Origin of the sequence: Rahnella sp. WP5 (genome assembly GCF_000745615.1) — a bacterium.
In the GTDB taxonomy this organism is placed as follows: Bacteria; Pseudomonadota; Gammaproteobacteria; order Enterobacterales; family Enterobacteriaceae; genus Rahnella; species Rahnella aceris.
In genome coordinates, this window is the sequence record NZ_JQJR01000005.1 from 1 (window position 1) to 24467 (window position 24467).

Sequence of the window (24467 nt, forward strand, 5' to 3'; positions counted from 1 at the left end):
TTTTTTCCGGTGGTGACTCATCTGGATGAGAATGATATTAGCCTGGAGTTTTTTGGCGGTGAAACAGGATATGAAAAATGGAGAAGGCGATATAAGCTCCATGATACGCAGAAAATATTTATTGAACCGAATATTCATTTAACAAAAGTTGTTACGCTCATTCCGCCTGAACAAAAAGAGGATAGTGATTTTTCAGCGATTTATCCTGATGGGAGTACCGAAAAAATTCCGTATATTTATCCTAATTACGAAAAACTGCTATCCATGAAATAACGAAGTCATTATGAAGTTACCTTCAGGGAGGAAAAAGTTGAATTCTCAGTGTAAATAAAGCCCCGCGGGTCTGCACCGGTGGGGCTTTGTCGCGCGGTGCTGATATCTTAAACCTGCGCCTCCAGCCTCACCCGCTGCTGTTCCATCCCGGTAAAAATAGCGTCTGCCAGTTCAGGAGGAAACGAAGCAGGGAGCTGCCTTGCGACATTTTCAATAACGACCGGTACGAGCTCGATGATCTCATCGATCATGGTTTCTATTTGCCGTTTACCTAACCCGCTCTGCTCGCCCTGCTTAATCCAATGCCTGCGCAGGATCTTGCTGATCAGGTAATAAATTGTCAAAATAATCGCGAACCACATTGCCGCGATGCACCTGATTACCCGGCGTAAACGGCAGGGAAAGCGACAAAGGTCGCCCTTGTGAGTCTTCTGTCCATTCGGGCGAGTACTGTAAACGATCCTCGCCTTTTTGCTTTTCCCAGTACCCCACAGGAATACCGTTCATCCATATTGCTAAACGCTGCTGCGCACGACGCATATCATCACCATTGTTCCTTTCTGGCGGGCGTACTTAAATAATCCGGCTTAATTTCCTCCATAGAAGGCCTTTCAGGATCGGATTGTGAGGAAAACACCATCTCAATGCCCAACACATTAAATACCCGAAACAGCCGGTCAAGGCTGGCAGTAGCAGGGTTTGCCTCCAGTCGGGCATATGTCTGCTGGGTCACGCCCAGTTTTTCTGACACATCCTTTTGCGTCAGACCTTTTTCCTTACGGAACCCCACCAGTAACGGACGGAGCTGGTTAAGTGTTTTTAACGGATAGACTGTCTTCATTATGGCGGCTCTGATATCTCTCGTCTTATACAAATTATAAGCTGTATTGAGAACAATACACCCTAAAAGCTGTAAAAACAAAATACAGCCTGCAAGCTGTTAAAGATAAATACAGTTTATAAGCTGTAATTTGCCCACTACTGCCCCCTCATGCTCAAATACCGGTTTCACGCCCGGATGAAACCTCATGAAAAAAAGCGAATTTATCGCTCAGGATTTACTGAGCAAGATTTATCAGAACAGCGGATCGCTGCCGGAGAAGTTACCGCCGGAGCGCCAGTTAGCGGAGGAATACGGGGTTTCGCGCTTTACCGTGCGCAAGGCGCTGGAAAAGCTGGTGAGCATCGGGGCGGTGCGCATTGTGCAGGGCTCGGGAATTTACATTAACCCCGGCGTGAGCAGTAATCCGCTGGTCTACAACTCGATCACCGAAAAGAAATTCGCCGAAATCAGCTTTAAAATGCTGGAGCTGCACAAGCGGCGGCCGGATAAAGAAGAGCAGCAGGTTTTCGATCTGAGTGTGGATGATTTTATCTGGGCATTCACCCGTTTGCGGCGTATCAGCCAGCGCAACGTACAGATTGAATACTCCCGTATGCCTGCCCGTGAATTTGGTGATCTGAATCAGAAGACCATCGAACATTCCATTCAGCAATATGTTCTGAGCAAGGGCTATGCGATTTCACATTCCCTCACCCGCTATCAGGCGGTGACAGTCAATAAAGAACAGGCGCACATCCTGGGATGTAAAAAAGGCATTGCCGCCATGCACATTACCAACAGAGGCATTTTGCAGGGCGGCAAAGTTTATGCGTTCAGCGACATTATCGACATCGATTATTCCTGCACCTATGTCATCCCGTTTAATCAGGACAATCTGGCTTTCCGCCAGAAGTAATACCCTGTTGTCAGGGCGTGTGGATCACACCGTCCGGCAGGCGGCTTTGCGTCCATTCATGCGGACGGTACACCACCGGAAATTCAGCCGCAGCCTGGCTGTTAAAGCCCACGCCAATGCCCGCTTCTTCTCCCGGATAGAAATACCCGTTTTCTGGTACCTGCGCACCGGGGAAGACCTGCTGCGTGTTGGCCGGATACGCGACAAATTCCTGAATTGCCGCATTATGCAGATGAATATTCAGATGCGTATTCACGGCTGCACCAATCGGCGTCATATCAGGCGGACAATGCCACGCCAGTCGCACGCCAAAGCTCTGACAGAAATGCGCCAGCTTCAGCGCCGGGGTGATGCCGCCGATTTGCGAAACATGGCAGCGGATGAAGTCGATCCGGCGATTGACGATCAGATCTTTCCATTCCGCCGGATTATTAAATAATTCACCGGTCGCCAGCGGCACCGCGGTCTGGCTGCGGATTTGCGCCAGCCATTCGTTCTGGTCCGGCGGCAGAATATCTTCGATAAAGTAAGGCCGGTACTGCTCGACGGCTTTGGCGAACTGCACCGCCTGCTGCGGGAACAGCCGTTCGTGAACGTCGTGCAGAATGTGGAACTGATTGCCGTATTTTTCACGCAGCGCTTTGAACATCGCCAGCGTGTTGTCGATGTACTGATCCTGATCGTAATACGCACCCGCCGTCGGTTGGCGGGTGCTGTGGAAATCACGCGCATTACCGCCGTAAAAACCTAGCTGGCAGCGGATGTGGCGGTAACCTTCAGCCAGTAAGCGATCCACTTCTCCGTACAATTCTTCCAGCGTTTCACCGGCCGCATGGCTGTAGGCCGTGACGGCATCTTTCGATTTACCGCCAAACAGATGATACAGCGGCATATCTGCCAGCTTGCCTTTGATATCCCACAGCGCCATATCAATGCCCGCAATGGCGTTATTGATCACCGGTCCGTTACGCCAGTAAGCGTTCACCATCATCATCTGCCACAAATCTTCGATGTGATTGGCATCGCGGCCGATCAAAAGCGGTTTGAGATATTCATCCACCATCAGTTTGACCGCCAGCGGGCGCTGCTGGAATGTCGCGCAGCCCAGACCGAAAATACCACGGTCAGTTTCAATTCTGACAACCACTAAATTATGACGATCAGGGCGCGTTATCTGACATTCGATATGAGTAATCAGCACAGGCTGCATGATAAATCCTTAATAAAGACCGTAATTCCTTTTCACAAAAAGGCGGCGGGAATATTCGTATAGAGGTTATTTCAACGTATTTTCATCCTGCTTGTAAACCTAAAATTCAGGCTTTTATTTTGGTTTGAAAGCATGGCTTAATATCACCAAAAAACAGACCAATTTAACCATGACCCACTAAACCCGCACCGATCAGTGAAGTTCTGTGACGAGGATCCTGTTTTATTGGTTTGTTTTTAAAAATATCCCTCATTACACTCCTCTTCACTCAAATAAAGAATAATTCATTTTTTCGTCGCGGGGTTCAGGGTGAATACAGAAATAATGCTCTCGGTAATTAAACTGGTGGGCGGTGCGGGGAATATTAATAAAGTCTGGCACTGCATGACCCGCCTGCGTTTTGATTTACGCGACGAAAATAAAGTGGCCTGGGATGAGATTAAAAATCTGCCCGGCGTGCTCGGCGCGCAAAGCCAGAGTGATCAGGTGCAAATCATCATCGGACCAAAGGTGAATGTCTGGTACGAGGCCATCGTGTCGCAACTGGATCCGGTGAGCGGCAACGCCGAAACACCAACAGGAAATGTTTCCACAAAAGGAAGAAAAAGCCTGGTGTCGATGTTCATGGATACTGTCTCCGGCGTGTTCGGCCCGATCGTTCCGGCCATTGCGGGCGCGGGGATGATTAAAGGTTTGCTGGCCGGACTGATTGCCCTGAAAGTCATATCGGCTAAAAGCGAAACCGTGATGATCATCGATTTGATCGCCAGCGGCGTATTTTACTTCCTGCCGTTTTTCCTCGCGGTTTCTGCGGCGAAGATCTTCAAAACCAATGAATATCTGGCCGCTGCCGTAGCCGCCTGCCTGATGTACCCGACGCTGATGGACGCGGCGAAAGCACTCGCCAGCCACACGGCCGGGGCACCGACCGCGCTGTACTTTATGGATGTGCTGCCGGTGTCTGTTTTCAACTATTCGGCAAGCGTCATTCCGGTGATTTTCTCGGTGCTGGCGCTGAGTTACATCCATCGCTGGGTCGATAAAATCATGCCGGATGTGCTGAAAACCGTCTTTACGCCGACGCTGACCTTGTTTATCGCGGCGCTGGTGTCACTGACGCTGATTGGTCCGGCGGGGATTTATCTCGGTAAGTTGCTGGCGTTTGGCATTCAGGGATTGTTCGATGTATCGGCGGTGTTTGCGGGCTTTATTGTCGGCGCGATCCGCCCGGTGGCGATCCTCACCGGCATGCATCACGCGATGACGCCAATTGCCTTGCAGAACTTCACCGATCAGGGCTGGGACATGCTGATGCCGATGATGTTTATGGCCAACATGGCGATTGCCGGATCGACCTTTGCGATTTATTTCCACGTTAAAACCCGCGAACAAAAATCCGTGGTGCTCTCTGCGGCGATTTCCGGCTTGCTGGGGATCACCGAACCGGCTTTATTCGGCGTGCTGACGCGCTACAAAAAAGCCTTTATCGCCACCACCATCAGCAGTTCCGTGGCGTCAGCATTTATCGCGTTCTTCGGAGTGCGTTTGTACGGCTATATTCTGTCGAGCATTTTCAGCCTGCCCGCTTACATCGGTCCCTATTTCATTTACATTCTGATGGGCGTAGTGCTGTCACTGGGGCTGTCGTTTACGCTGACCTACCTGATGGTCGTCAAAAACAAAGGCACCGAACAATCGGTGCCTTTGGTGAATCAAACGCGCTGAGATTTATCAGGCCGCTGTCTTTGAATGCGTAAGCTCAGACAGCGGTGCATTCTGAATAAGATTGGTCAGACGCCCGATATTTTCGATTTCCACTTCAATCTTGTCATTCTCATGCAGGAACAACGGCGGTACGCGGGTTTTACCCACACCGCCCGGTGAACCGGTCATGATCACATCGCCCGGAGAAAGCTGGGTGAAGGTGCTGATGTAGGCAATCATCTGCGGAATGGTGTGCACCATATTGGCTGTGGTGTCGTCCTGCACCAGCCGGTCATTCAGCCAGGTTTTGATACTCAGATTTTGCGGGTCGCCGACTTCATCCGGCGTCACCATCCACGGGCCAAATGCGCCTGTCGATGGCCAGTTTTTACCTGCGGTATACCATTTATGCTGCCAGTCGCGTACTGAGCCATCCATGTAGCAGCTGTAACCGGCGACAAAATCGAGTGCGTTTTCTGCTGAAATATTGCGGCCCGTGCGGCCGATAATAATCGCCAGTTCGCCTTCATAATCAAACTGCTCAGAAGAAGCCGGTTTAATGATGGTGCCGTTGTGACCGACCTGCGAATCCGCGAAGCGGACAAACAATGTCGGCGCGTCGCTGGTTTCATTAAATTCTTTGCGTTTTTCCGCGTAGTTCATGCCCACGCCGAAAATTTTGCCCGGCCTGTCGATAACCGGCAGGAAACTGATGTCATTCAGTTGAAGATCCGCAGCGGACTCAACATAGCGTTGCAGTTCTGCAAGTGAATGGCGTGCCATGAATTCGTTAATATCGCGGCATCCTGAGTGACTGCCGACGTCGACAATCCCCTCTTTTTGGTAGATACCGAAGCTTTTGGTGTGGTCTTTATTGATGGTGAAATTAACAATTTTCATAGATGCACTTAGATTCTTATTTTACTTAAAACAGGTAAATTCGCTGGCGTTCGTGTTGCGAAAACGGCGTGCCGGTCACAACGTTGGCGTGATTATTGACCCTGCCTCTCATGCCTTCTACTATATTTTATTATCAAATTGATGAATTTCAGGAATCAATGTTAAATAACAGAGACTTAGAGTATTTCGTGACGGCTGCGCAGATAATGAATTTGAGACTTGCGTCACAAAATTTAAATATAACTCAACCTGCGCTTTCGAAATCCATCACCCGTTTAGAGAAAGAACTGAACATCAAACTGTTCAAACGGGCAGGTCGCGGGCTGGAACTGACCGAGGCGGGACGGGTGCTTTATCAGCGTGGTTTAGCGCTGCAAAGTTCCTATCTTGAGCTTGGGGAAATCATGAATGAACTGAGCAGCGGCGCGGGCGGTATCGTTCGCGTGGGTGTCTCAGGTTCTGCGACACAATTCTTACTGCCTGAAATCTGCAAAATGCTGCAATCGCAGGTGCCGAATATGAAACTGGAAATCCAGATCGGCATGAACGACGTGCTTTTCACGTTGCTGGAACGTCATGCAATCGATGTGATCATCGGTCCGCTGGTCAACTACGACAGTCCGGTGGTGCAGTTGCCGGTAACCGCCGACCGGGTGATCGTCGCCGCGTCACGCGATCACCCGCTGGCCGGTAAACCCGCCAGCCTGCGTGAACTCAGCCGTTATGGCTGGATTTTACCGGCGAAAACCGTGTCGATGCGCCAGTGGCTGGATAAAATGTTCTATGAAAATCATTGCTCACCGCCAGACGTGAAAGTGGAAATCAGCTCACTGGCGTCGGTGCCGGGGCTGATTGCGAAAAGCGGATTGCTGAGCTTTTTGTCGGAGAATATTCTGGTCGAAGAAGAATTCCTTTCGCGGCTGATCCGTATCGATAACGACCAGTTAGTGATGGAACGCCGGGTCGGGATCACCTGGCTGGAAGGTGCGTTTCTTTCACCGGCCACACAGAAAGTGATCGACGTAACCAAAAGCGTTGGGCAAAAAATGCAGATGGAAGCCCGCCGGATCATGGAAGACTGAAATCCGGCAGGCTTGTTTTTACACCAGATGGCAGGCCACGTGATGACCGCTTTCTACCTCACGCAGTAACGGAATTTCTTTATGACAACGGTCGGTTGCACACGGGCAGCGGGTATGGAAACGACAACCGGCAGGCGGTTTTGACGGATCCGGAATTTCACCACTGACCATCGCCACCGGCTCACTGTCCGGATCCAGCGTCGGCACCGCCGCCAGCAGCGCCTGCGTATACGGATGCAGGGGCTGACAGAACAACGCATCGCGGCTGGCCGTTTCCACTAACTGGCCGAGATACATCACCGCCACGTCATCACACAGATGTTCCACCACGCCGAGATCGTGCGAGATAAACAGAAACGTCACGCCGTGATCGTCACGTAAATCCGCGAACAAATTAATGATCTGCGCCTGAATCGACACGTCCAGCGCGGAAATGGGTTCATCGGCAATAATGAAATCGGGTTGCAGGATCAGTGCGCGGGCGATGCCGATACGCTGGCGCTGACCGCCGGAAAACTCATGCGGGAAACGGTTGTAATGCAGCGGCGACAGCCCGCAGATCTTCATCACCTCCAACACTTTCCCGTGCAGTTGCGCCCGCGTACACAGTTTGTGTTCCAGCATTGCTTCACCGATAGCATCACCAATGCGGATGCGCGGGTTCAGCGAACTGTAAGGATCCTGAAAGACCAGCTGGATTTTCGGACGTAACGCTTTCAGTTGCTTAGGTTTCAGTCCGTGCAGGTCTTCGCCACGAAATTTTACGCTGCCCGCCGTTTTGTCATACAGCCCCAGCAACGTGCGTCCGACGGTGGTTTTACCGCTGCCGGATTCACCGACCAGCCCAAAAATCGTGCCCTTGCGGATGTTAAAACTGACGCCATCCACGGCCCGCAACTGCCCGGTTTCCTGCCCGAATACGCCGTCACGGATCGGGAAATACTTTTTCAGGCCATCCACTTCAATCAGATATTCAGCGCTCATGGCTGTAACCCCCTGTTTTCCTTCTCACTGACCGCGTTCAGTCCGCTATAAAAACATGCGGCCTGCCGGAACTGACCTTCCAGCGGCGGAATGCCCTGGCGACATCTTTCCGTGCCGCGGGAACAGCGTTCGGTGAATGCGCAGTAAGGCGGCAGCGCGGCCAGATCCGGTACCTGACCGGGAATGGAATACAAGCGGCGGCGGCGTTCGCCCGGTGTAGGCCTCGAGGCAATAAGTCCCTGGGTATACGGATGCAGCGGATTGCGCAGCACATCGGCGGTCGCCCCCTGCTCAACAATTTTACCGGCGTACATCACGACCACGTAGTCGGCCATCTGCGCGATCACGCCCAAATCATGAGTGATCAGCATCAGTGCCATATGATTTTGCTGCGCCTGTTCACGTAATAAACGCAGGATCTGCGCCTGCACGGTGACGTCCAGTGCAGTGGTGGGCTCGTCAGCAATCAGCAACTGCGGCTTACAGCTCAGCGCCATCGCAATCATGATGCGCTGTAACATACCGCCTGAAAGCTGATGCGGATAACTGGTCATCAGGCTTTCCGCACGCGCCAGCCCGACGTTGGTGATCATCTCCGTCGCATGTGCCCACGCCAGTTTCGGCGATTCACCGCGGTGGCGGATCAGCGGCTCGACAAGTTGCTCACCGAGGGTCAGCACCGGATTCAGCGCGGTCATGGGTTCCTGAAAGATCATCGCCAGCTGGTTACCGCGCAAATCCGCCATTTGTGACGGTCGCAGTTTAAGCAGGTCACGCCCCTGAAACAGAATTTCACCGCCATCAATACGTGCGGCCTGTGGCGGTAACAGCCCCATCAGCGACATCGCCGTGACACTTTTCCCGCAGCCGGATTCACCGACAATACCGACAGTTTGACCTGCCTGAACGTGAAAAGTGACATCCTGTACCGCGCGCACACGGCCCTGATCGCTGGAGAACGACAGCGAAAGCTGATTAAAACGGATCAACGGTTGTGTCATTTCTTGCTCCGTTTCAGTTTTGGATCGAGCGCGTCACGCAGGCCATCACCCAGCACGTTAATCGCAATCACCGTAATAAAGATCGCCACGCCAGGCGGCATCCACAACCACGGGCGACGCTGGAAGTCGATCAGACTGTTCGCCGCATCCATCATATTTCCCCATGACGGCGTCGGCGGCACCACGCCTAATCCCAGATAGCTGAGTGCCGATTCGCTGAGAATGGCGTTCGCCACGGCCATCGTGGCCATCACCACCAGAATTGGCACCGTGTTTGGCAGTAAATGACCGAACAGCCGACGGCGTGAAGACAAGCCGAGCACCTGTGTCGCCAGCATGAAATCACGTTCACGCAGGGAGAGAATTTGCCCGCGCACCAGACGTGCCAGCTTCGGCCATTCCAGCAAACTGAGCATCACGATCACCATGTACACACGGGAATCCGGCGAAAAATCCAGTTCAGAAAGCATCGCGCCCATGAGATACCCGAGTGTCACAGACAGCAACATGGTCAGCATGCCGATAATCAGCGAGATGCGCCCCGCCAGCAGCAGCCGCGTATAGACATCACGCCCGAGAAAATCGGTACCCAGCCAGTGTTCTGCATTCGGCGCTTTGTTGATCATCAGCGCATCGGTGGCATCATCGCGCCAGGGAGAATAGTAAGGACCCACTATGCACCAGACGGCCATAACCAGCAGCAGAACTAAGCAAAACATTGCCAGCCGGTTTTGGCGCAACGCCCGCCAGGCCTGTCGCCAGGGTGACGGTGTCACCTGAGCCAGCACCGGAATTTGCGCTTCGCGCAGACGGCGGTTGGTTGAAAATAAAGAGCCAAACATTACGACCTCACACGGATACGCGGATCAGCCCACGCATACAACACGTCGGCAATCAGATTGCCAAGAATGGTCAAAACCGCCAGAAACAGCGTGAATCCCATCAGGACCGGGTAATCACGCGCTGCCAGTGAATCAATATGAATGTGCCCTGCACCCGGCCAGTTGAAAACTTTTTCGGTGATCAGCGCCCCGGAAAACAGCCCCGGCAACTCAAATCCGAGCAGCGTAATAATTGGCAGCAGCGCGTTTCTCAACGCGTGTTTGAGGATAACCGTGCGTTCACGAAGCCCTTTGGCACGCGCGGTACGGATGAAATCCATCCGCACGACGTCCAGCATACTGGCGCGAAAATAACGCGTCAGGCTGCCCGCCTGCAGCATCACCAGCGCAACGACCGGCAACACCAGATGCGCGGCCACCTGCATCACCCATGCCCAGCCGGTCGCGTCACTGCCGGTGTTAGTCATCCCACCCACCGGCAGCCAGTGAAGATCCACGGCAAACCATTTAATCAGCAGCAGGCAAAGGAAGAAGGTCGGGAAGGACATCGCGGCAAAAATCACAATGCTCACCACATGGTCGAACAGGGAATAAGGCTTCATCGCCGAGACAATGCCAACTGCCAGCGCGATCCCCCAGTACAACACCATCGCAATGGTCGCAAGCAGGAAGGAATTCCAGATGTACTGATTCAGCAACTGGCTGACCGGGATCTGATATTGCAACGAAAAACCCAGATCCCCCCGCAACAGATTCCCCAGCCAGTGCAGATAGCGGCTGAGCAGCGGTTGATCCAGGCCGTATAAGGCTTTCAGTTCAGCAGCGCGTTGTGCAGTCAGCGTAATATTACCATCGATAAAATCACCCGGCGTTTTGGCAAACAGCATGAAAATCAGCAGCGAAGCGAGGAACAACATCGGAATGGTTTGAAGTAAACGACGCAGAATGAAATTTCTCATGACTTTCTCATTGAAGCTGCCGGAAGATCCCGGCAGCGGCGTTATTTCTGATTATTTGACAATTTTGACATCCGGCAGACTGCCGGTCAGGCCGTTGTAGATGTCCGGTTTAAAACCGGTCACGCGGGCGCTGCTGGCTGAAAGAATTTTGCGGTTACCGAGCAGGATCGCCGGCGGATCGTTTGCCAGCACTTTGTACAGCTCGTGGTAAATCGGCTTACGCTTTTCGATATCCAGCGTCGCGTTCCCTTCGTTGATCAGCTTATCGACTTCAGGGTTGTTGTAGCCGGATTCGGTAGCCTCGGTGCTGTAATAATCCCACACGCCATCGTGGGGATCGTTAAGCGTGCTGGTGCTGAACGAGGCCAGATCGTAATTACCCGCTTTACGCTGTGACATCAGGGCGTTGAAGTCCACAACCTGCGGTTTCAGCAATACGCCAATTTTCTGATAGTCTTCTTTTGCGATCGGGATCAGCGCATCGTTCAGCACTTTTTTGCTGACCAGCAGCGTCAGTTCGAGACGTTTACCGTCTTTCACACGAATACCATCAACGCCAACTTTCCACCCTGCTTCATCCAGCAATTTATTGGCCTGCGCCGGATCGAATTTATACGGATTCACGCCATCAGTGTTGTACGCCCAGGAGATAGGCGCGATCGGCTCAATCGCCACAGAGCCGTAACCCTGATAAACCACGTCGATCAGTTTCTGGCGATCCAGCCCGTAGATCAGCGCCTGACGCACTTTCACATCCTGCAACGCAGGGCGATGAACGTTGAATTCAATTTTGCTGTAATCGCTGGATCCATACAGGTTGATATTGGCAAAGCCGAGCATTTTCAGCTGCTCGATGTCATCCGGTCGGGAAGTGAAGGCATCGTAATCAGTATCGCCGGTCTGGAATAACTGGAAGTTAGTCGACGGATTGGTCACGCGATAGATAAAGCGCGGAGTCGGCGGTACGCCGCGATAATAATTGGTGTTGGCGTGGAAACGGATCTCCTGCCCCGGGATGTACTTATCGTACACATACGGGCCATTACCCAACGGTTTGCCATGCAGCGTGCGCAGGTAATCAAGGTTTCCCCGCTGATAGCCTTTGCCGTAATACGCTTTCGACAGCACCGGCCCGCCGATTTTTTGCAACGTGGTAGCCCCCGGCTGTGTGGTGGTGACCTGCAACGTCAACGGGTCAATCACTTTCAGACCACTGATGCTGTCCGCCTTGCCCTGCTTATATTCATCACCACCGGCAATGTGCGCCAGCGTGATATCGGTATCACCATCGTATTTCGGGTCATACAACACCGTCAGCGTGAACGCGACGTCTTCTGCAGTCAGTGGTGAACCGTCACTGAATTTCAGGTCAGGACGTAGTTTGATGGTATAGGTTTTGCCATCCGGGCTGACGGTCCAGCTTTGCGCCAAGCCGGGAACCAGTTTGCCCTGGCTGTCCCAGTCAATCAGACGGGCGAAAATCACGTTAGTGACATTTTCATCCCAGCCGTTGACGAAGAAATACGGGTTAAAAATCCCCTGAGGTTCGGAGATCCCGGCGATCACTGTATCAGTGCGCAGTTTTGCAGCCGCAGGAACCTGGATGACATCTGTTGCCGGTGTGATGCCTTCCTTTAATACATCATCAGCGAATGCAAAAGAAGACAGCATCACGGCGCTGGCCAGTAATGCGATTTTGAAAGAAGCAGTACGGTGCGCGCGTTGTGCGGCTGGCGCGAATGCAGAGCGTAATAACGTAGCCAAAAGACATCCTCATCATAAGTGTGCAAACGGTTTACAAAACATGACAAAGAGTAAGGATGCCGTTTACCCTTGTCTAACAACGAAAAAATATGGCTTATAGCTTTTAAACAGCACGCAGAAAAAGTCGCCAAAACGGCTAATGTGGAAAGATTTCCTGATATTACCCAGTAAGCGCTTACTAACCCGTAAAGCCTTATTTAGAAGGATATGTACGGTGAATACTTGCATTTTGGACAAAAGAAAAACGGCGTATCTCGTGAAAGATACGCCGTTTATTTTTATTTCTGCTTCAGGGGATCAGGCAGCGACTTTTTTGCTACGCGAACTGACTTCTGCCAGGATCGCTTTATGCTTACTCTTCTCGCCGATCAGCTTATACCATCCAGAAAGCTTACGCAGGTCCGGCAAGGTAGCCTTCTCATCCACATCGTAAGCGCTTAGCTTGTCGAGATATTCTTCGAAGATCGTGATGCAACGGCGCGCCCACTCGCCTTCAAGCGCCGATCCGGCAACAGCTCGCGGACGTCGCGGTAAGCGCGGGCGCAGTGGTTTGCTGGCTTCTGGCGCGGATTCATCCACATAGGCAAACTTGATGGATACCACGGTTCTGCCCTGCTTTACTGGCTCCCAGACCACCGAAATATCGGTATTGGCGTTGATCCGGTTGATCGTCGGCTCAAGGAGTTTCTGACGGAAGTCACGATAGTCCTCGTATTTGCCCGCCAAACCGGCCTTCTCGCGCATCCAGTTGAGATCCAGTGTCACTTCTATGGCTTTACCGCTGCGACGCCCGTAGAGGTTCTTAGCTTTGATGAGCCAGCCATACAGCCTTACGGAGAACGGCGTATCAAGTTTTGCGATATTAGCAAAATTCAATTTGGTAAAAGATTCTTTAAGTTCATAAAGATACGGGGCAACATCCTGTCCGAATCGCAGAACCACTGCGCTGTGATCGTCGCTGCTCACATACTCAAGACGTGAAAACCAGGAGAGTTGTACAGTGCGGACCTTGCCGGTTTTTACATCCGGTTTGTAGATGGTGACCGGCTTTTTCATCAGGCTTTCAGCGGCTTCGCGCAACTGGCGGTGGCTGCTGGTCGGGTTTACCCCGTAGATCCGCTGATAGTCCTGAGGGAAAAGTCGATAAAGCGTATCTGGCTGAGGTTTCCTGCTATCAATTTGTGCCAGCGCCAGATTTAGCAGGCGCATTTCATCCAGAGTGACGCTGTAAGCGCCTTCAAGAAGATCATTCCCCTGAACTACGGTGAGTTTATTCAGTTCCATGTAGCAGGATCCATAAGTGGAAAGTAGGTAAATTATTCCACATAAAAAATACCGACGTAAAGTAAAAACAAGGGTTATTTATCCTCTTAAAATCAGTACTTTAAATAAGGATCCGAAAAACCTGATCAGGAAAAATCTCCACATATTGTTTTCAGCGCTTCCAGGGATCCTTTTTCTAATACGTTGGATCGTCGGTTTTTTTACAGGAAATTATTCCACATATGCGGGTGATAACCTTCGCTGAATTTTATCAGCAATGCGCAACCAGACCCTAACCGCGATCAGAAAATCATTCCACATTTGAAGTGCCCATGCACATAAAACCATCAAATTTACCTTTGTGATCCCCTTCTCACTTCGTTCCGGTCCAGGGTTTCTCACCCTGAGCTGATGCACAGGAAAACTTTCCACGTATAGCCAGCATGGGGATCAGAAAATGTCTCCACATTAAGAGGCAATGATCGCGTCAGCAGGAAATTACTCCACATAAGAAACCCGATGGCGCTCACAGAAAATGTTTCCACATACAGACCGGGACGGGATCAGGAAATTTCTCCACCTAAAGTCATGCAATGTGGTTTTTCACCGGGTAAGCATCGTGAATATCATCATCTTTGATCAGGAAAACATTCCACATATAGAGACGTGACGTTGTCACAGTTATTTTAATATGCTGATTTATAACAATTATTATGCAGTAGCGATGAGAAGATGCTTTCAAGGGATCAGATAATGTTTCCACATAGGGAGGTTCAGGATCAGGAAAAGCTTCCACATATCCGCTTCCCTGACCGCCTCAAAGAGGATGGGTCTGCCCTGTCTGCAGGTATTTGGGATCCGTTATCGGAGTACGTGACATAACGTGACGCTGTCACAGGAAATTGTTCCACATATTAATGTTAGCTATGGGATCAGGAAATCCTTCCACTTATGAGAAACGCCTGTTGTGACAGTCGGTTAGGCAGGTGTTAAGCTTACTGCGGCTGTTGACTGGCGGGTAACCGAGATATCCACAGAAAATCATTCCACATAGATAATAGATTGATCCGTAAAGAAATTATCCACAGAAAAAGACTCTACATTTGGCATGAAAAGGATCCACATCCAACAGGAAGGATCTCCACCTGAAGCAGGAAATACCTCCACAATACGTGTAGTAACCTATTGATAATAAATAGTAAAAACCGTCTCTAAAGAGAAAGATCTAAACTTAAAAAATAAACAAAACATTATTTGATCTTGGGATCTGATCACCCCGGAGTAGATAATTCAAGAAGGGATAAGTTAGCGTTGAAGGCAGACAGAGCAATGTTCTCAGGCAAGATGTCATCAGAAACGGGCCTTGGGAGACCCGATCCAGCCAGTAATCAGCACATTATGACCGTTCGTTGGTGATGAGCCAGGCTTCGATCAGCTCTGTCAGGACGTCTTTCATTTCGCGATCTTGCAGGAAGCAACTGGTTTTAAAGCGGCGATGTAGCTCTTCATCGATATTGGTCTGCAATTTCTTCACTGATGCGGGTGGTTTAGATACCGCTTCCAGTGCAGTCGTCAGTTGTCTGTGCTGGCCAAGTTTCATTTTCATTTCAGCAACTCCGTAATTTCTTTGGTCATAATTTCAATTTCACCTTTCGCGTTTCCGTCTGTCGTATCGAAAACGGTGCCGCCATCCATCATTGTGCGGATGTAAACCTGGCGCTGGGTCGTACCAGTACGCAATGCGGGAACGCCGGTATCGGCAATGGATTCTTTCAACACTTCAAGCATTTTAGCTGACGCGACTTTTTTGGTGATAAGAAAACGGGCAATCACCGGCTGCAAGTTTTCGCGAGCTTCCACGACGGCCAGAATAGCGCCACAGGCAGCAAAATCTAAAGGTGACGGTGTCACGGGGATGAGTACAAGGTCACTCACCATCACCGCCGCGGAAGAAATAGCTGATATTGCAGCAGCACCATCGATCACCACGTAATCGTATTCTTTCAGTTGCTTACGGACGGTATAGACTTCTTTTTCTGAAGCCGCTTCTGCAAGATCGAACAGGCATTTGCTTTCGTCATACCAGTTGCTGATACTCCCCTGCGGGTCGGTATCCACCATTACGACCTTGTGCCCTTGCCGGGCAAGACAGGTTGCTATGTTTATAGACGTCGTGGTTTTCCCTACTCCACCCTTCCCGTTCAGGAAAGAAATAATTTTCGCTGCCATGACAACCTCTGATGAAGCGTTCAGTGAAGATAACATGATTCTAAAATCATAAGATTTCAGGATTCATAAACTTTGTAATCATAGGATTCTGAGATTTTTAAATCCATGAATCACAGGATTGTGCTGCTACTATAAAGTTTGCATCCGGGGATTTCAATATTTTAGGATTATCGAATTATAATATCTTGTGATTATGCAATCTCAAGATTATGAGATTATGAGATTATGATGCGTGAAGCCAATGACTAGTCAATCTTGTGATTCCAGGATGATTAAAGCCTGTGATTATATGATTCAGTGATTAGGGTTAGAACGCAGTGGTGATGTCAAAGCAAGTCGGGCATAAGCAGAGTCATCAATGTACATCTCCGGATTTTAGGATTTTTAAATCTTAGGATTACAGGATGCAATGATTCCTTATGAGTTTTGCATGTCTTAAGTACATACAGTTTTACGCCAGACATATGAACATCCTGCTATAAAATCTCACCATCTCACCATCTCACCATCTCACCATCTCACCATCTCACCATCTCACCATCTCACCATCTCACCATCTCACCATCTCACCATCTTCGGATTGCGTGATTTCAGCAGTGGCAGGATTGTTTGATTACAGGATTTTTCCAGTCTCAGGATTTCATTCAACCGGACATAATCTCTTAATCCTGGAAGTATTGGAATCCTGTGATTATCATGAACCAGCTGCTAAATATCTTTGAATCCTGGAATCTCTAAATCCTGTAAGGCTGCTATCTTAGGATGAAAGACGGGCTAAGATTATCCTGTACCAGCCTCCAGGTATTCTATGATTACAGGATAATAGAATCCTAATTAAGATTATAGGATTTCAGGATTACATTAATTAAATACTCTGCTGCCTGGCTATCATGAGATGCAATTGAGAGAATCCTGGAATGCCAGGATGCTTATGTGATTGCAGGATTAACCTCACATTTAGGATTACAGGATTCAAAGATTAGTTGATGTTTTACATGTAGTTACGTCAATTATAGTGATTTCATTTAATGTTATGATTCTGTGATTACAGAATCCTATTAAAGGATTACGTAATCCTGAGATTCCTATTGAGGATTATATGATTACAGGATTCTATGGTGGATCTTCGATTGCAGGATACCATGTGGTTAGCGTCTCAATAGAATCCTGTGATTCTGGTTATCTGAGATTATGCAATCCTGAGATTATGATTGGTCATTCACCTGTACAAATGATTCAGAGATATTGGGATTAAAAGATAGTGGGAATGTCAAATCACCGGATTCGAAGATGCAGGGATTTCAGGATTATGAGAGTGCAAGATGAGGAGATAGTAGAATATAGGTATAGTGAATCCTGACATCTGGTAATCATTGAATCCCAAGATAAAGAATCTTAGGATTCAACAATCATACAATCATACAATCATACAATCATACAATCATACAATCACATAATCAGGTGATTAATGCGTGACAACATCAAGTGCCCGGAGATGTTCAGGTTGCCAGGAAAGAAGCACTTCAGCGCCGGGTTGCCACTCCGGTTTCATGGCTGCTGCAGAAAGTTTGACCATGAAATTATCCTGACCGGCCACTTCTGTCATCATGCGTACGTGATCACCCAGATAAATGAATTGCTGAATTCTTGCCTTCACCTGTTCCGTTCCGGGTTGCGGATTATTTACGTGAATACGCTCAGGGCGAATAGAGAGCAAAATCTTTTTGCCCGGCGAGCTTGGGCGAATTTTTACTGCACGCAGTTGAGTGCCGTCATCGAGTGATGCGCGGTAATAGTCGCCTTCGGCAGCATTGTTGGTGGCCAGCAGGCTGTTATTCTCGCCGATGAACTGAGCCACGAATGCATTATCCGGTTTTTCATAAATCACATTCGGGCTGTCCATCTGCTGGATCACACCATCATTGAACACCGCAACACGGTCAGACATCGTCATTGCTTCGCTCTGGTCATGCGTCACATAAACAATCGTCAGATCCAACATTTTATGAAGTTGCTTAATTTCCATCTGCATATGTTCGCGCAATTGTTTATCCAGCGCACCAAGGGGTTCGTCCATCAGCACCAGCTTAGGTTCAAACACCAGTGCGCGGGCTAACGCAACACGTTGCTGCTGACCGCCCGACATTTGGGCAGGGTAGCGGTCAGCCAGAGATTTGAGTTTGACCATGTCCAGAATGCGGTCAACTTTCTCTTTGATATCAGATTTATTAAGCCGTCGAATGGTCAGTGGAAATGCCAGATTTTCCGCCACGGTCATGTGAGGGAAAAGCGCATAGTTCTGGAACACCATGCCGATATCTCGCTGATGTGGTGGCAAATTATGCAGAGGTTTATCGCGTAATAAGATTTCACCCTGGGTAGGCGTTTCAAAACCTGCAAGCATCATCAGACTGGTGGTTTTGCCGGAACCGGAAGGGCCCAACAGCGTCAGAAATTCTCCTTCGTGCACATCAAGGTTGAGGTTTTTGACTACCAGCTTGTCCCCGTCGTAACTCTTTTTGATATTTTTGAAGCTGACATACGTTCTCATCACAGGCACTCCGCAAATAAAATTATCGAAAATGGGATGACGCGATACGGCACAATTTGTGCATAAAACATCCTCAGAAGGATTGTTTGTCTGGCGTTATTAAAAATCTTTACCATCCGCATCTGACGCTAACAAGCATTTTTTGACAAAATAACACAAAAAATAAGCCTGAGAGAAATCTCGCAGGCTTATGAATTTTATTGTTATTTTTTATTTTAAAAGAGTTTATTGCTAGCAGTAAGATCTGTGTTTTACGCAGGATCAGGCAAATCACCTTGCAGGGTCAGCAGCCTATGGTCAGCCCCCGGGATTGCACCACCGGCTTGCAGCCTGTGTCGCAAACACTCCACGATGTGCCCGAAAGCCGTTTCAATTTCTTCTTCAGGAACGCAACCGTAACCGAGCAAAAGCCCGCGCCGCGGGGCAGGGCGCAGGTAATATGCCGACAGCGGCCGAGTGAGAATTTTTTTCTGCTCCAGCTCTGCGCTCAGCGCCACATCATCAATCGAATCAGGCAGTGACAAAATCAGATGCAAACCGGCGTTGCTGTTTTCACACAGGAATTCCGGACCGAGTTCCTGTCCGATAAGCCGTATCAGGGCATTACGTCGTCTGCCGTAAAGCAATCGCATCCGGCGGATGTGGGCGGCGTAATGCCCTTCGCGAATAAATTCCGCAAGCGTAAGTTGCGTCAGTCCGTTACCGGCACGGTACAACTCGGAGTGCGCAATTTTGAGGCGCGAGGCCAGCGGGCGCGGCAGGACGACATAACTGATCCGCATTGCCGGATACAATGTCTTACTGAACGTACCGATGTAAATCACCGGCGCATCGCTGCTCAGTCCCTGCAACGCGGGGATCGGACTGCCCGAATAGCGAAATTCGCTGTCGTAATCATCTTCAACTACCCAGCTACCTTGCTGGCTGGCGATGGCAAGAATTTTTTGCCGTCGGGCCAGGCTCATCACTGAACCGAGCGGATAGTGATGTGACGGTGTCACGCATATCAGCTTAGGTGCGCGGTCCTGTGGCGGGCTGTCAGGCGGGTTCAACCCGTTTTCATCCACCGGCACCGGCTGAATATCCACGCCGTTGATGGTCAGCACATTGCGTATTCCCCAGTAGCTCGGTTCCTCAATCCAGGCAACATCGCCCGGGTCACAGAGCATTTTTGCCAGCAAATCCAGCGCCTGGTGGGTGCCGGCGGTGATCAGGATCTGATCTGCCGTGCAGTCAACAGACCGCGCTATACGCAAATAATCTGCCAGCGCATGTTGCAGTTGCGGGCAGCCACCATGGCGGGAGTAGGTGAGGAATTCGGGGGGCAGACGACGGCTCAGACGGTTCTGCAACTTACGCCAGATGTCATGCGGAAATTTTGTGACGTCCGGAACCCCGGGCATAAACGCGCCCCACTGATGCGAGGCAACGCCGGTACGCGTCAGCAGTTGAGAACCGCGCTTGGAAAGTGACACGTGGCTGCGAACCGGTGCGCAGCGCAGAGGCGTTTTATCGGCGATCACGCCGTCTTTCGGTAAATCTGCGGGAACAAAGGTTCCGCTTCCGGTGCGGGTCTGAATGTAGCCTTCGGCCTGCAACTGCTCGTAGGCAGCCAGCACCGTGTTGCGCGAAATATCCAGCTCTTTGGCAAGGTCTCTTGAGGCGGGCAAGCGGCTGCCAGGCGCAATACTGCCATCAAATATAGCCTGTTGTAATGCCTGATAAACCCGCTTGTTCAGCGTGCCGGGCCGGGCATCTGAAAGCTCAGTGAGACGTTGCAAAATGAGGTCTGAAAGCAATGAGCGCAAAAGTGGATCCTCAAAATAAATGAAACTGGTTCTGGATTATAGAGCCGCTGGCGGGATAAAAAACAAGTACAGATTGCTAATTCGACAAATTGTTCATCTCGCAACCGGCAATCTATAAAACATCAACCTGAAGGCAGGAGCGAAAGATGAGTCACAGTGAACTGGAAAAACGCCGTAAAGAAGCGACGCCGCGTGGTGTAGGTGTCATGTGTGATTTCTATGCGGCGAAAGCAGAAAATGCCACGCTGTGGGATGAGCACGGGCGGGAATACATCGATTTCACTGCCGGGATTGCGGTTCTGAACACCGGACATCGTCACCCGAAAATCGTTGAAGCCATCCGCAACCAGCTTGACCTGTTCACACACACTTCCTACCAGATTGTGCCTTATGCCAGCTTTGTGAATCTGGCTGAGCGCATCAACGCGATTTCTCCGGTGAGCGGCAAAGCGAAAACCACTTTCTTCAGTACCGGCGCGGAAGCTGTCGAAAACGCGGTGAAAATTGCCCGCTCCGCCACCGGTCGCCCGGGCATCATCACTTTCTCCGGTGCATTTCATGGCCGCACGCTGCTGACTATGGCGTTGACCGGCAAAGTAGTGCCTTACAAAGTGGGCTTCGGGCCGTTCCCGGCCTCGGTCTTCCACGCCCAATATCCCAACGCCGTTCACGGTGTCACCACTGAAATGGCACTCGACAGTATTGAACGTATTTTTCGCAGCGATATCGCGCCGCAGCAAATTGCTGCGATCCTGTATGAGCCGGTACAAGGCGAGGGCGGTTTCAATATCGCGCCGGAAGATTTTGTGAAAGGGCTGCGCGGAATCTGTGACCGTCACGGCATCGTGATGATTGCCGACGAAGTACAGAGTGGCTTTGCGCGTACCGGTAAAATGTTCGCGTCAGAATACTATCCCGATGCCAAACCGGACATCGTCACGATGGCGAAAAGCCTCGGCGGCGGTTTGCCGATCTCGGGCGTAACCGGGCGCGCCGGGCTGATGGACGCACCGGAGCCGGGCGGCCTTGGCGGTACTTACGCGGGTAATCCGCTGGCCGTGGCCTCTGCGCTGGCAGTGCTGGATATCATCGAAGAAGAAAAATTGTGCGAGCGCGCAAATCGTCTGGGTGCAGAGCTGACTGAAGTGCTCGGGAAAGCCAAAGCGAATTGTGCGGCACTGGTGGATGTCCGTGCGCGTGGTTCAATGGTGGCGGCCGAATTTAACGATCCGGTGACCGGAAAACCTTCTTCTGAACTGACCAAACAGTATCTGCGCAAAGCGCTGGACGCCGGATTGCTGATGCTCAGTTGCGGTGTGCATGGCAACGTGATCCGTTTCCTTTATCCGCTGACCATTCCTGATGTGCAGTTTAAAGAAGCCCTGGCAATTTTGTCCCGTGTGCTGACTGACTGAGGAAACCTGTGCATCGGGCTGAGTGATTAGCCGTTCAGACAGAGTGCACAGATGCACGAAAGCAGTGCCAATAATAAGAAACTGAGTGTCATGAGGCATAAAAAAATCACATAACGCCTCTTCAATCCCTGTCCGCCCGCCGTTCTGTGCGTGGCGGATGGACTCAACCGGAATGGCATGGTTTATGCTTTATTATAAAATATGATGCATCATATTTTTAACACTGCCGTTCTCTTAGCGTTTTTCCTTACTTTTTCGTTAACCCAGGAGTCACAGCATGTTCAAGAAAATAGCCCTTACCACGCTTCTTGCAGGGTTGGTGTTTCAGGCTCAGGCGGAATCCCTGACCGTGATTTCTTTTGGTGGCCTGAATAAGGACGCCCAGGACAAAGCATTTTACAAACCTTTTGCGGCAGCAGGAAAAGGCACGATTGAGCCAGGAGAATACAATGGCGAAATGGCGCGCATCCGTGCCATGGTTGAAACCAAACAGGTTGGCTGGGACGTCGTGGAAGTGGAAAGCCCGGAGCTTATCCGCGGCTGTGATGAAGGGCTGTTCGAACCGCTGGACTGGAACAAGCTGGGCGACAAAACGCAGTACGTGCCGGGCGCGGTCACCGAATGTGGTGCGGGCATCTTCCTGTGGTCAACCGTGCTGACTTATGACGCCAGTAAACTGAAAAAAGCGCCAACCAGCTGGGCCGACTTCTGGGACGTGAAAGATTTTCCGGGCAAACGCGCACTGCGCAAGAGCGCCAAATTCACGCTGGAAATCGCCTTACTGGCAGACGGTGTGAAACGTGAAGATATTTACAAAGTCCTGGCAACCCCTGCGGGCGTTGAACGTGCTTTCAAAAAACTTGATCAGATCAAACCGAACATTCAGTGGTGGGAATCCGGTGCACAGCCGTTGCAATGGCTGGTGTCCGGCGATGTGGTCATGACCTCTGCGTATAATGGCCGCGTCAGCGCCGCGCAAGGTGAAGGCCACGATTTCAAAATGGTCTGGGACAACAGTCTCTACGACCTCGACAGCTGGGCCATTGTCAAAGGTTCCAAACACAAAGATCTGGCCGAACAGTTTATAGCCTTCGCCAACAAACCTGAAAACCAGAAAGTCTTTGCCGAAACCATCCCCTACGGCCCGACCGAGAAGTCGGTCACCGGCATGATAGACGCGAAATATGCTCAGAATCTGCCAACCGCTGAGAAAAACCTGGCAGGCGCTTTGCAGGTAGATACTAACTTCTGGATTGAGCATGGTGAAGATCTCGAGCAACGGTTCAACGCCTGGTCTTCTAAGTAGTCGGCCCTTCATCCTTCAAGCTGCACCTGCGCTGGCTTCACTCGTGAACCCCGGTCACATACTCAAGTATGCTCCCGGGGATCCGTCTCGTTCGCCGCCTTGCTGCAACTCGAATGAGTTTGGGCTGTGAGCCCGATAAAAGCATAAAAACCTCGCAGCGGGAGAAAAACATGAGTCAAACCGAAATGTTGACCACACCGGTGACGGAGGGATCAGCAGAAGGGCCAACATTGCGTCAGCGTCTGCGTAAAGTGGAAGCGGCGTATACGCGTCGTTCTTTATTGCTGATCGCGCCGCTGTTGCTGTTTGTTATTGTCAGTTTTCTGTTCCCGATTGCGTCCATTCTGGGCAAGAGTGTGACTAATCCGGAACTGGGCGCAACCCTGCCGGAAACTGTGGCGCAGCTTGCACACTGGGACGGCAAAACCGTGCCGGATGAAGCAACGTTTACTGCACTGGTCACTGATTTGCGTCATGCCCGCAGCAGCGGTCAGATGGCAACCATTGCCAAGCGTTTAAGCTACGAAGATAACCGTTACCGCAGCCTGATCACTGGCACATTACGTCAAGTACCCGCGGGAGGGGGCGCGATCCGTGAACCGTTAATCCAGAGCATGCCGCTGTGGGGTGAACTCAGCACCTGGCAGACGCTGCAACGTGCTTCGGGTCCGGTGACTTCTCTCTATTTATTGTCGGCGTTCGACCGGAAGGTAGACGTGGATACCGGCAAAATTGTCGCACTGCCACCGGATCAGGCGCTGTACGTCAACGTGCTGCTGCGCACATTGTGGATGGCGCTGGTGGTGACGATTTGCTGCGTTGTGCTGGGTTATCCGCTGGCGTACTGGCTGGCAAAACAGCCTTCCGGACGCGCGAATTTGCTGATGATTCTGGTGTTACTGCCGTTCTGGACGTCGTTGATTGTCCGCACGGCCAGCTGGATTGTGCTGTTGCAATCGGGCGGCCTGATTAACCGGGCGTTACTTTCCACCGGCATTATCGATCACCCGCTGGTGATGGTGTTCAACCGCCTCGGCGTTTATATCTCGATGACGCACATCATGCTGCCGTTTATCGTCCTTCCTTTATATGCGGTGATGAAAGGCATTTCGCCTAATTATGTTCGCGCCGCGATTTCATTGGGTGCGCATCCTTTCTCCGCTTTCTGGCGGGTATACGTGCCGCAAACTTACGCGGGTGTCACTGCCGGTGCATTGCTGGTGTTTATGATGGCGATTGGTTACTACATCACGCCTGCGTTGCTGGGCGGTCCGGGCGATCAGATGGTCAGTTATTTCGTGGCGTTCTTTACCAATACGACCATGAACTGGGGCATGGCCGCAGCGCTGGGCAGTCAGTTGCTGGTGATTGTGGTGCTGCTGTACATCGTTTACATCCGCGTTACGCGCACTAAAGCTGAAATTGCAGCGCATTAAG

21 protein-coding genes and 2 pseudogenes are annotated in these 24467 nt (G+C 50.8%); 7 read left to right on the forward strand and 16 right to left on the reverse strand.

All coding sequences use genetic code 11. The features are described 5' to 3' along the window. Positions 1-273: pseudogene (locus EX31_RS26110) on the forward strand (hypothetical protein); the annotation flags it as partial. A 107-nt stretch (positions 274-380) separates the two neighbouring features. On the opposite strand, the gene EX31_RS26115 reads toward EX31_RS26110, so the two are convergent. From EX31_RS26115 to EX31_RS00015, 3 genes and pseudogenes are all read right to left on the reverse strand, one after another. Continuing rightward, positions 381-635 (reverse strand): type II toxin-antitoxin system HipA family toxin, encoded by a 255-nt coding sequence (locus EX31_RS26115; RefSeq protein ID WP_162906103.1) that lies wholly within the window; start codon positions 633-635, stop codon positions 381-383. After that, positions 592-813 (reverse strand): annotated as a pseudogene (locus EX31_RS00010) (HipA N-terminal domain-containing protein); the annotation flags it as partial. The pseudogene EX31_RS00010 and the gene EX31_RS26115, both read right to left, overlap by 44 nt. 4 nt (positions 814-817) lie before the next feature. After that, positions 818-1114: a helix-turn-helix domain-containing protein gene (locus EX31_RS00015; protein ID WP_037033204.1), complete on the reverse strand. Its 297-nt coding sequence runs from the start codon at positions 1112-1114 to the stop codon at positions 818-820. Between the two features lie 187 nt (positions 1115-1301). Between EX31_RS00015 and EX31_RS00020 the strand changes: the two genes are divergently transcribed. Beyond that, complete coding sequence (locus EX31_RS00020; protein WP_037032703.1) at positions 1302-2012, forward strand: GntR family transcriptional regulator; 711 nt, start codon at positions 1302-1304, stop codon at positions 2010-2012. A gap of 10 nt (positions 2013-2022) precedes the next feature. On the opposite strand, the gene EX31_RS00025 is transcribed toward EX31_RS00020, so the two are convergent. Further along, positions 2023-3222 carry an enolase C-terminal domain-like protein gene (locus EX31_RS00025; protein ID WP_037032704.1) on the reverse strand — a complete coding sequence of 400 codons (1200 nt, stop codon included), beginning with the start codon at positions 3220-3222 and terminating at the stop codon, positions 2023-2025. 324 nt (positions 3223-3546) lie between these two features. On the opposite strand from EX31_RS00025, the gene EX31_RS00030 reads away from it, so the two are divergent. Further along, positions 3547-4947 (forward strand): PTS transporter subunit EIIC, encoded by a 1401-nt coding sequence (locus EX31_RS00030; RefSeq protein ID WP_014416613.1) that lies wholly within the window; start codon positions 3547-3549, stop codon positions 4945-4947. A 6-nt stretch (positions 4948-4953) separates the two neighbouring features. Here the strand turns inward: EX31_RS00030 and EX31_RS00035 are convergent, their stop codons facing one another. Further along, positions 4954-5826, reverse strand: a complete 873-nt coding sequence (locus EX31_RS00035; RefSeq protein WP_037032705.1) for a fumarylacetoacetate hydrolase family protein — start codon at positions 5824-5826, stop codon at positions 4954-4956. Between the two features lie 158 nt (positions 5827-5984). Between EX31_RS00035 and EX31_RS00040 the strand changes: the two genes are divergently transcribed. Continuing rightward, a complete protein-coding gene (locus EX31_RS00040) occupies positions 5985-6908 on the forward strand; it encodes a LysR family transcriptional regulator (protein WP_013577986.1) in 924 nt (307 codons plus the stop codon). A gap of 18 nt (positions 6909-6926) precedes the next feature. Here the strand turns inward: EX31_RS00040 and EX31_RS00045 are convergent, their stop codons facing one another. From EX31_RS00045 to EX31_RS00090, 11 genes are all read right to left on the reverse strand, one after another. After that, the gene (locus tag EX31_RS00045) at positions 6927-7892 is read right to left on the reverse strand and encodes an ABC transporter ATP-binding protein (RefSeq protein ID WP_037032706.1); all 966 of its coding nucleotides are present in this window, start codon (positions 7890-7892) and stop codon (positions 6927-6929) included. Then, entirely contained in the window at positions 7889-8893 is a 1005-nt protein-coding gene (locus tag EX31_RS00050) for an ABC transporter ATP-binding protein (RefSeq protein ID WP_037032707.1), read from the reverse strand. The genes EX31_RS00045 and EX31_RS00050 overlap by 4 nt, the downstream gene beginning before the upstream one ends. Then, on the reverse strand, positions 8890-9735 hold the full coding sequence (locus EX31_RS00055) for an ABC transporter permease (RefSeq protein ID WP_037032709.1): 846 nt from the start codon (positions 9733-9735) through the stop codon (positions 8890-8892). Before EX31_RS00055 ends, EX31_RS00050 begins: the two co-directional genes overlap by 4 nt. Then, a complete protein-coding gene (locus EX31_RS00060; RefSeq protein WP_013577990.1) occupies positions 9735-10694 on the reverse strand; it encodes an ABC transporter permease in 960 nt (319 codons plus the stop codon). The genes EX31_RS00055 and EX31_RS00060 overlap by 1 nt, the downstream gene beginning before the upstream one ends. Before the next feature lie 51 nt (positions 10695-10745). Next, positions 10746-12365, reverse strand: coding sequence for an ABC transporter substrate-binding protein (locus EX31_RS00065; protein ID WP_231576018.1), 1620 nt, complete (start codon positions 12363-12365; stop codon positions 10746-10748). A 390-nt stretch (positions 12366-12755) separates the two neighbouring features. After that, the gene (locus EX31_RS00070) at positions 12756-13742 is read right to left on the reverse strand and encodes a replication initiation protein (protein ID WP_013577992.1); all 987 of its coding nucleotides are present in this window, start codon (positions 13740-13742) and stop codon (positions 12756-12758) included. 565 nt (positions 13743-14307) lie between these two features. Then, on the reverse strand, positions 14308-14517 hold the full coding sequence (locus tag EX31_RS25875; protein ID WP_156106947.1) for a hypothetical protein: 210 nt from the start codon (positions 14515-14517) through the stop codon (positions 14308-14310). 600 nt (positions 14518-15117) lie between these two features. After that, complete coding sequence (locus EX31_RS00075; RefSeq protein WP_013577993.1) at positions 15118-15327, reverse strand: plasmid partition protein ParG; 210 nt, start codon at positions 15325-15327, stop codon at positions 15118-15120. Then, positions 15324-15950: a ParA family partition ATPase gene (gene parA / locus EX31_RS00080; RefSeq protein ID WP_013577994.1), complete on the reverse strand. Its 627-nt coding sequence runs from the start codon at positions 15948-15950 to the stop codon at positions 15324-15326. The genes EX31_RS00075 and parA overlap by 4 nt, the downstream gene beginning before the upstream one ends. A gap of 1465 nt (positions 15951-17415) precedes the next feature. Further along, the gene (locus EX31_RS00085) at positions 17416-18501 is read right to left on the reverse strand and encodes an ABC transporter ATP-binding protein (RefSeq protein ID WP_037032711.1); all 1086 of its coding nucleotides are present in this window, start codon (positions 18499-18501) and stop codon (positions 17416-17418) included. Between the two features lie 251 nt (positions 18502-18752). Beyond that, positions 18753-20309 carry a MocR-like pyridoxine biosynthesis transcription factor PdxR gene (locus EX31_RS00090; RefSeq protein WP_037032712.1) on the reverse strand — a complete coding sequence of 519 codons (1557 nt, stop codon included), beginning with the start codon at positions 20307-20309 and terminating at the stop codon, positions 18753-18755. A 146-nt stretch (positions 20310-20455) separates the two neighbouring features. Between EX31_RS00090 and EX31_RS00095 the strand changes: the two genes are divergently transcribed. The 3 genes from EX31_RS00095 to EX31_RS00105 all read left to right on the forward strand — a co-directional run bounded on the left by EX31_RS00095 (position 20456) and on the right by EX31_RS00105 (position 24466). Then, entirely contained in the window at positions 20456-21724 is a 1269-nt protein-coding gene (locus EX31_RS00095) for a 4-aminobutyrate--2-oxoglutarate transaminase (RefSeq protein ID WP_037032713.1), read from the forward strand. A gap of 277 nt (positions 21725-22001) precedes the next feature. Then, positions 22002-23030 carry an ABC transporter substrate-binding protein gene (locus EX31_RS00100; protein ID WP_037032714.1) on the forward strand — a complete coding sequence of 343 codons (1029 nt, stop codon included), beginning with the start codon at positions 22002-22004 and terminating at the stop codon, positions 23028-23030. 170 nt (positions 23031-23200) lie between these two features. Beyond that, positions 23201-24466 (forward strand): ABC transporter permease, encoded by a 1266-nt coding sequence (locus EX31_RS00105; RefSeq protein ID WP_037032715.1) that lies wholly within the window; start codon positions 23201-23203, stop codon positions 24464-24466. Position 24467 lies beyond the last annotated feature (1 nt).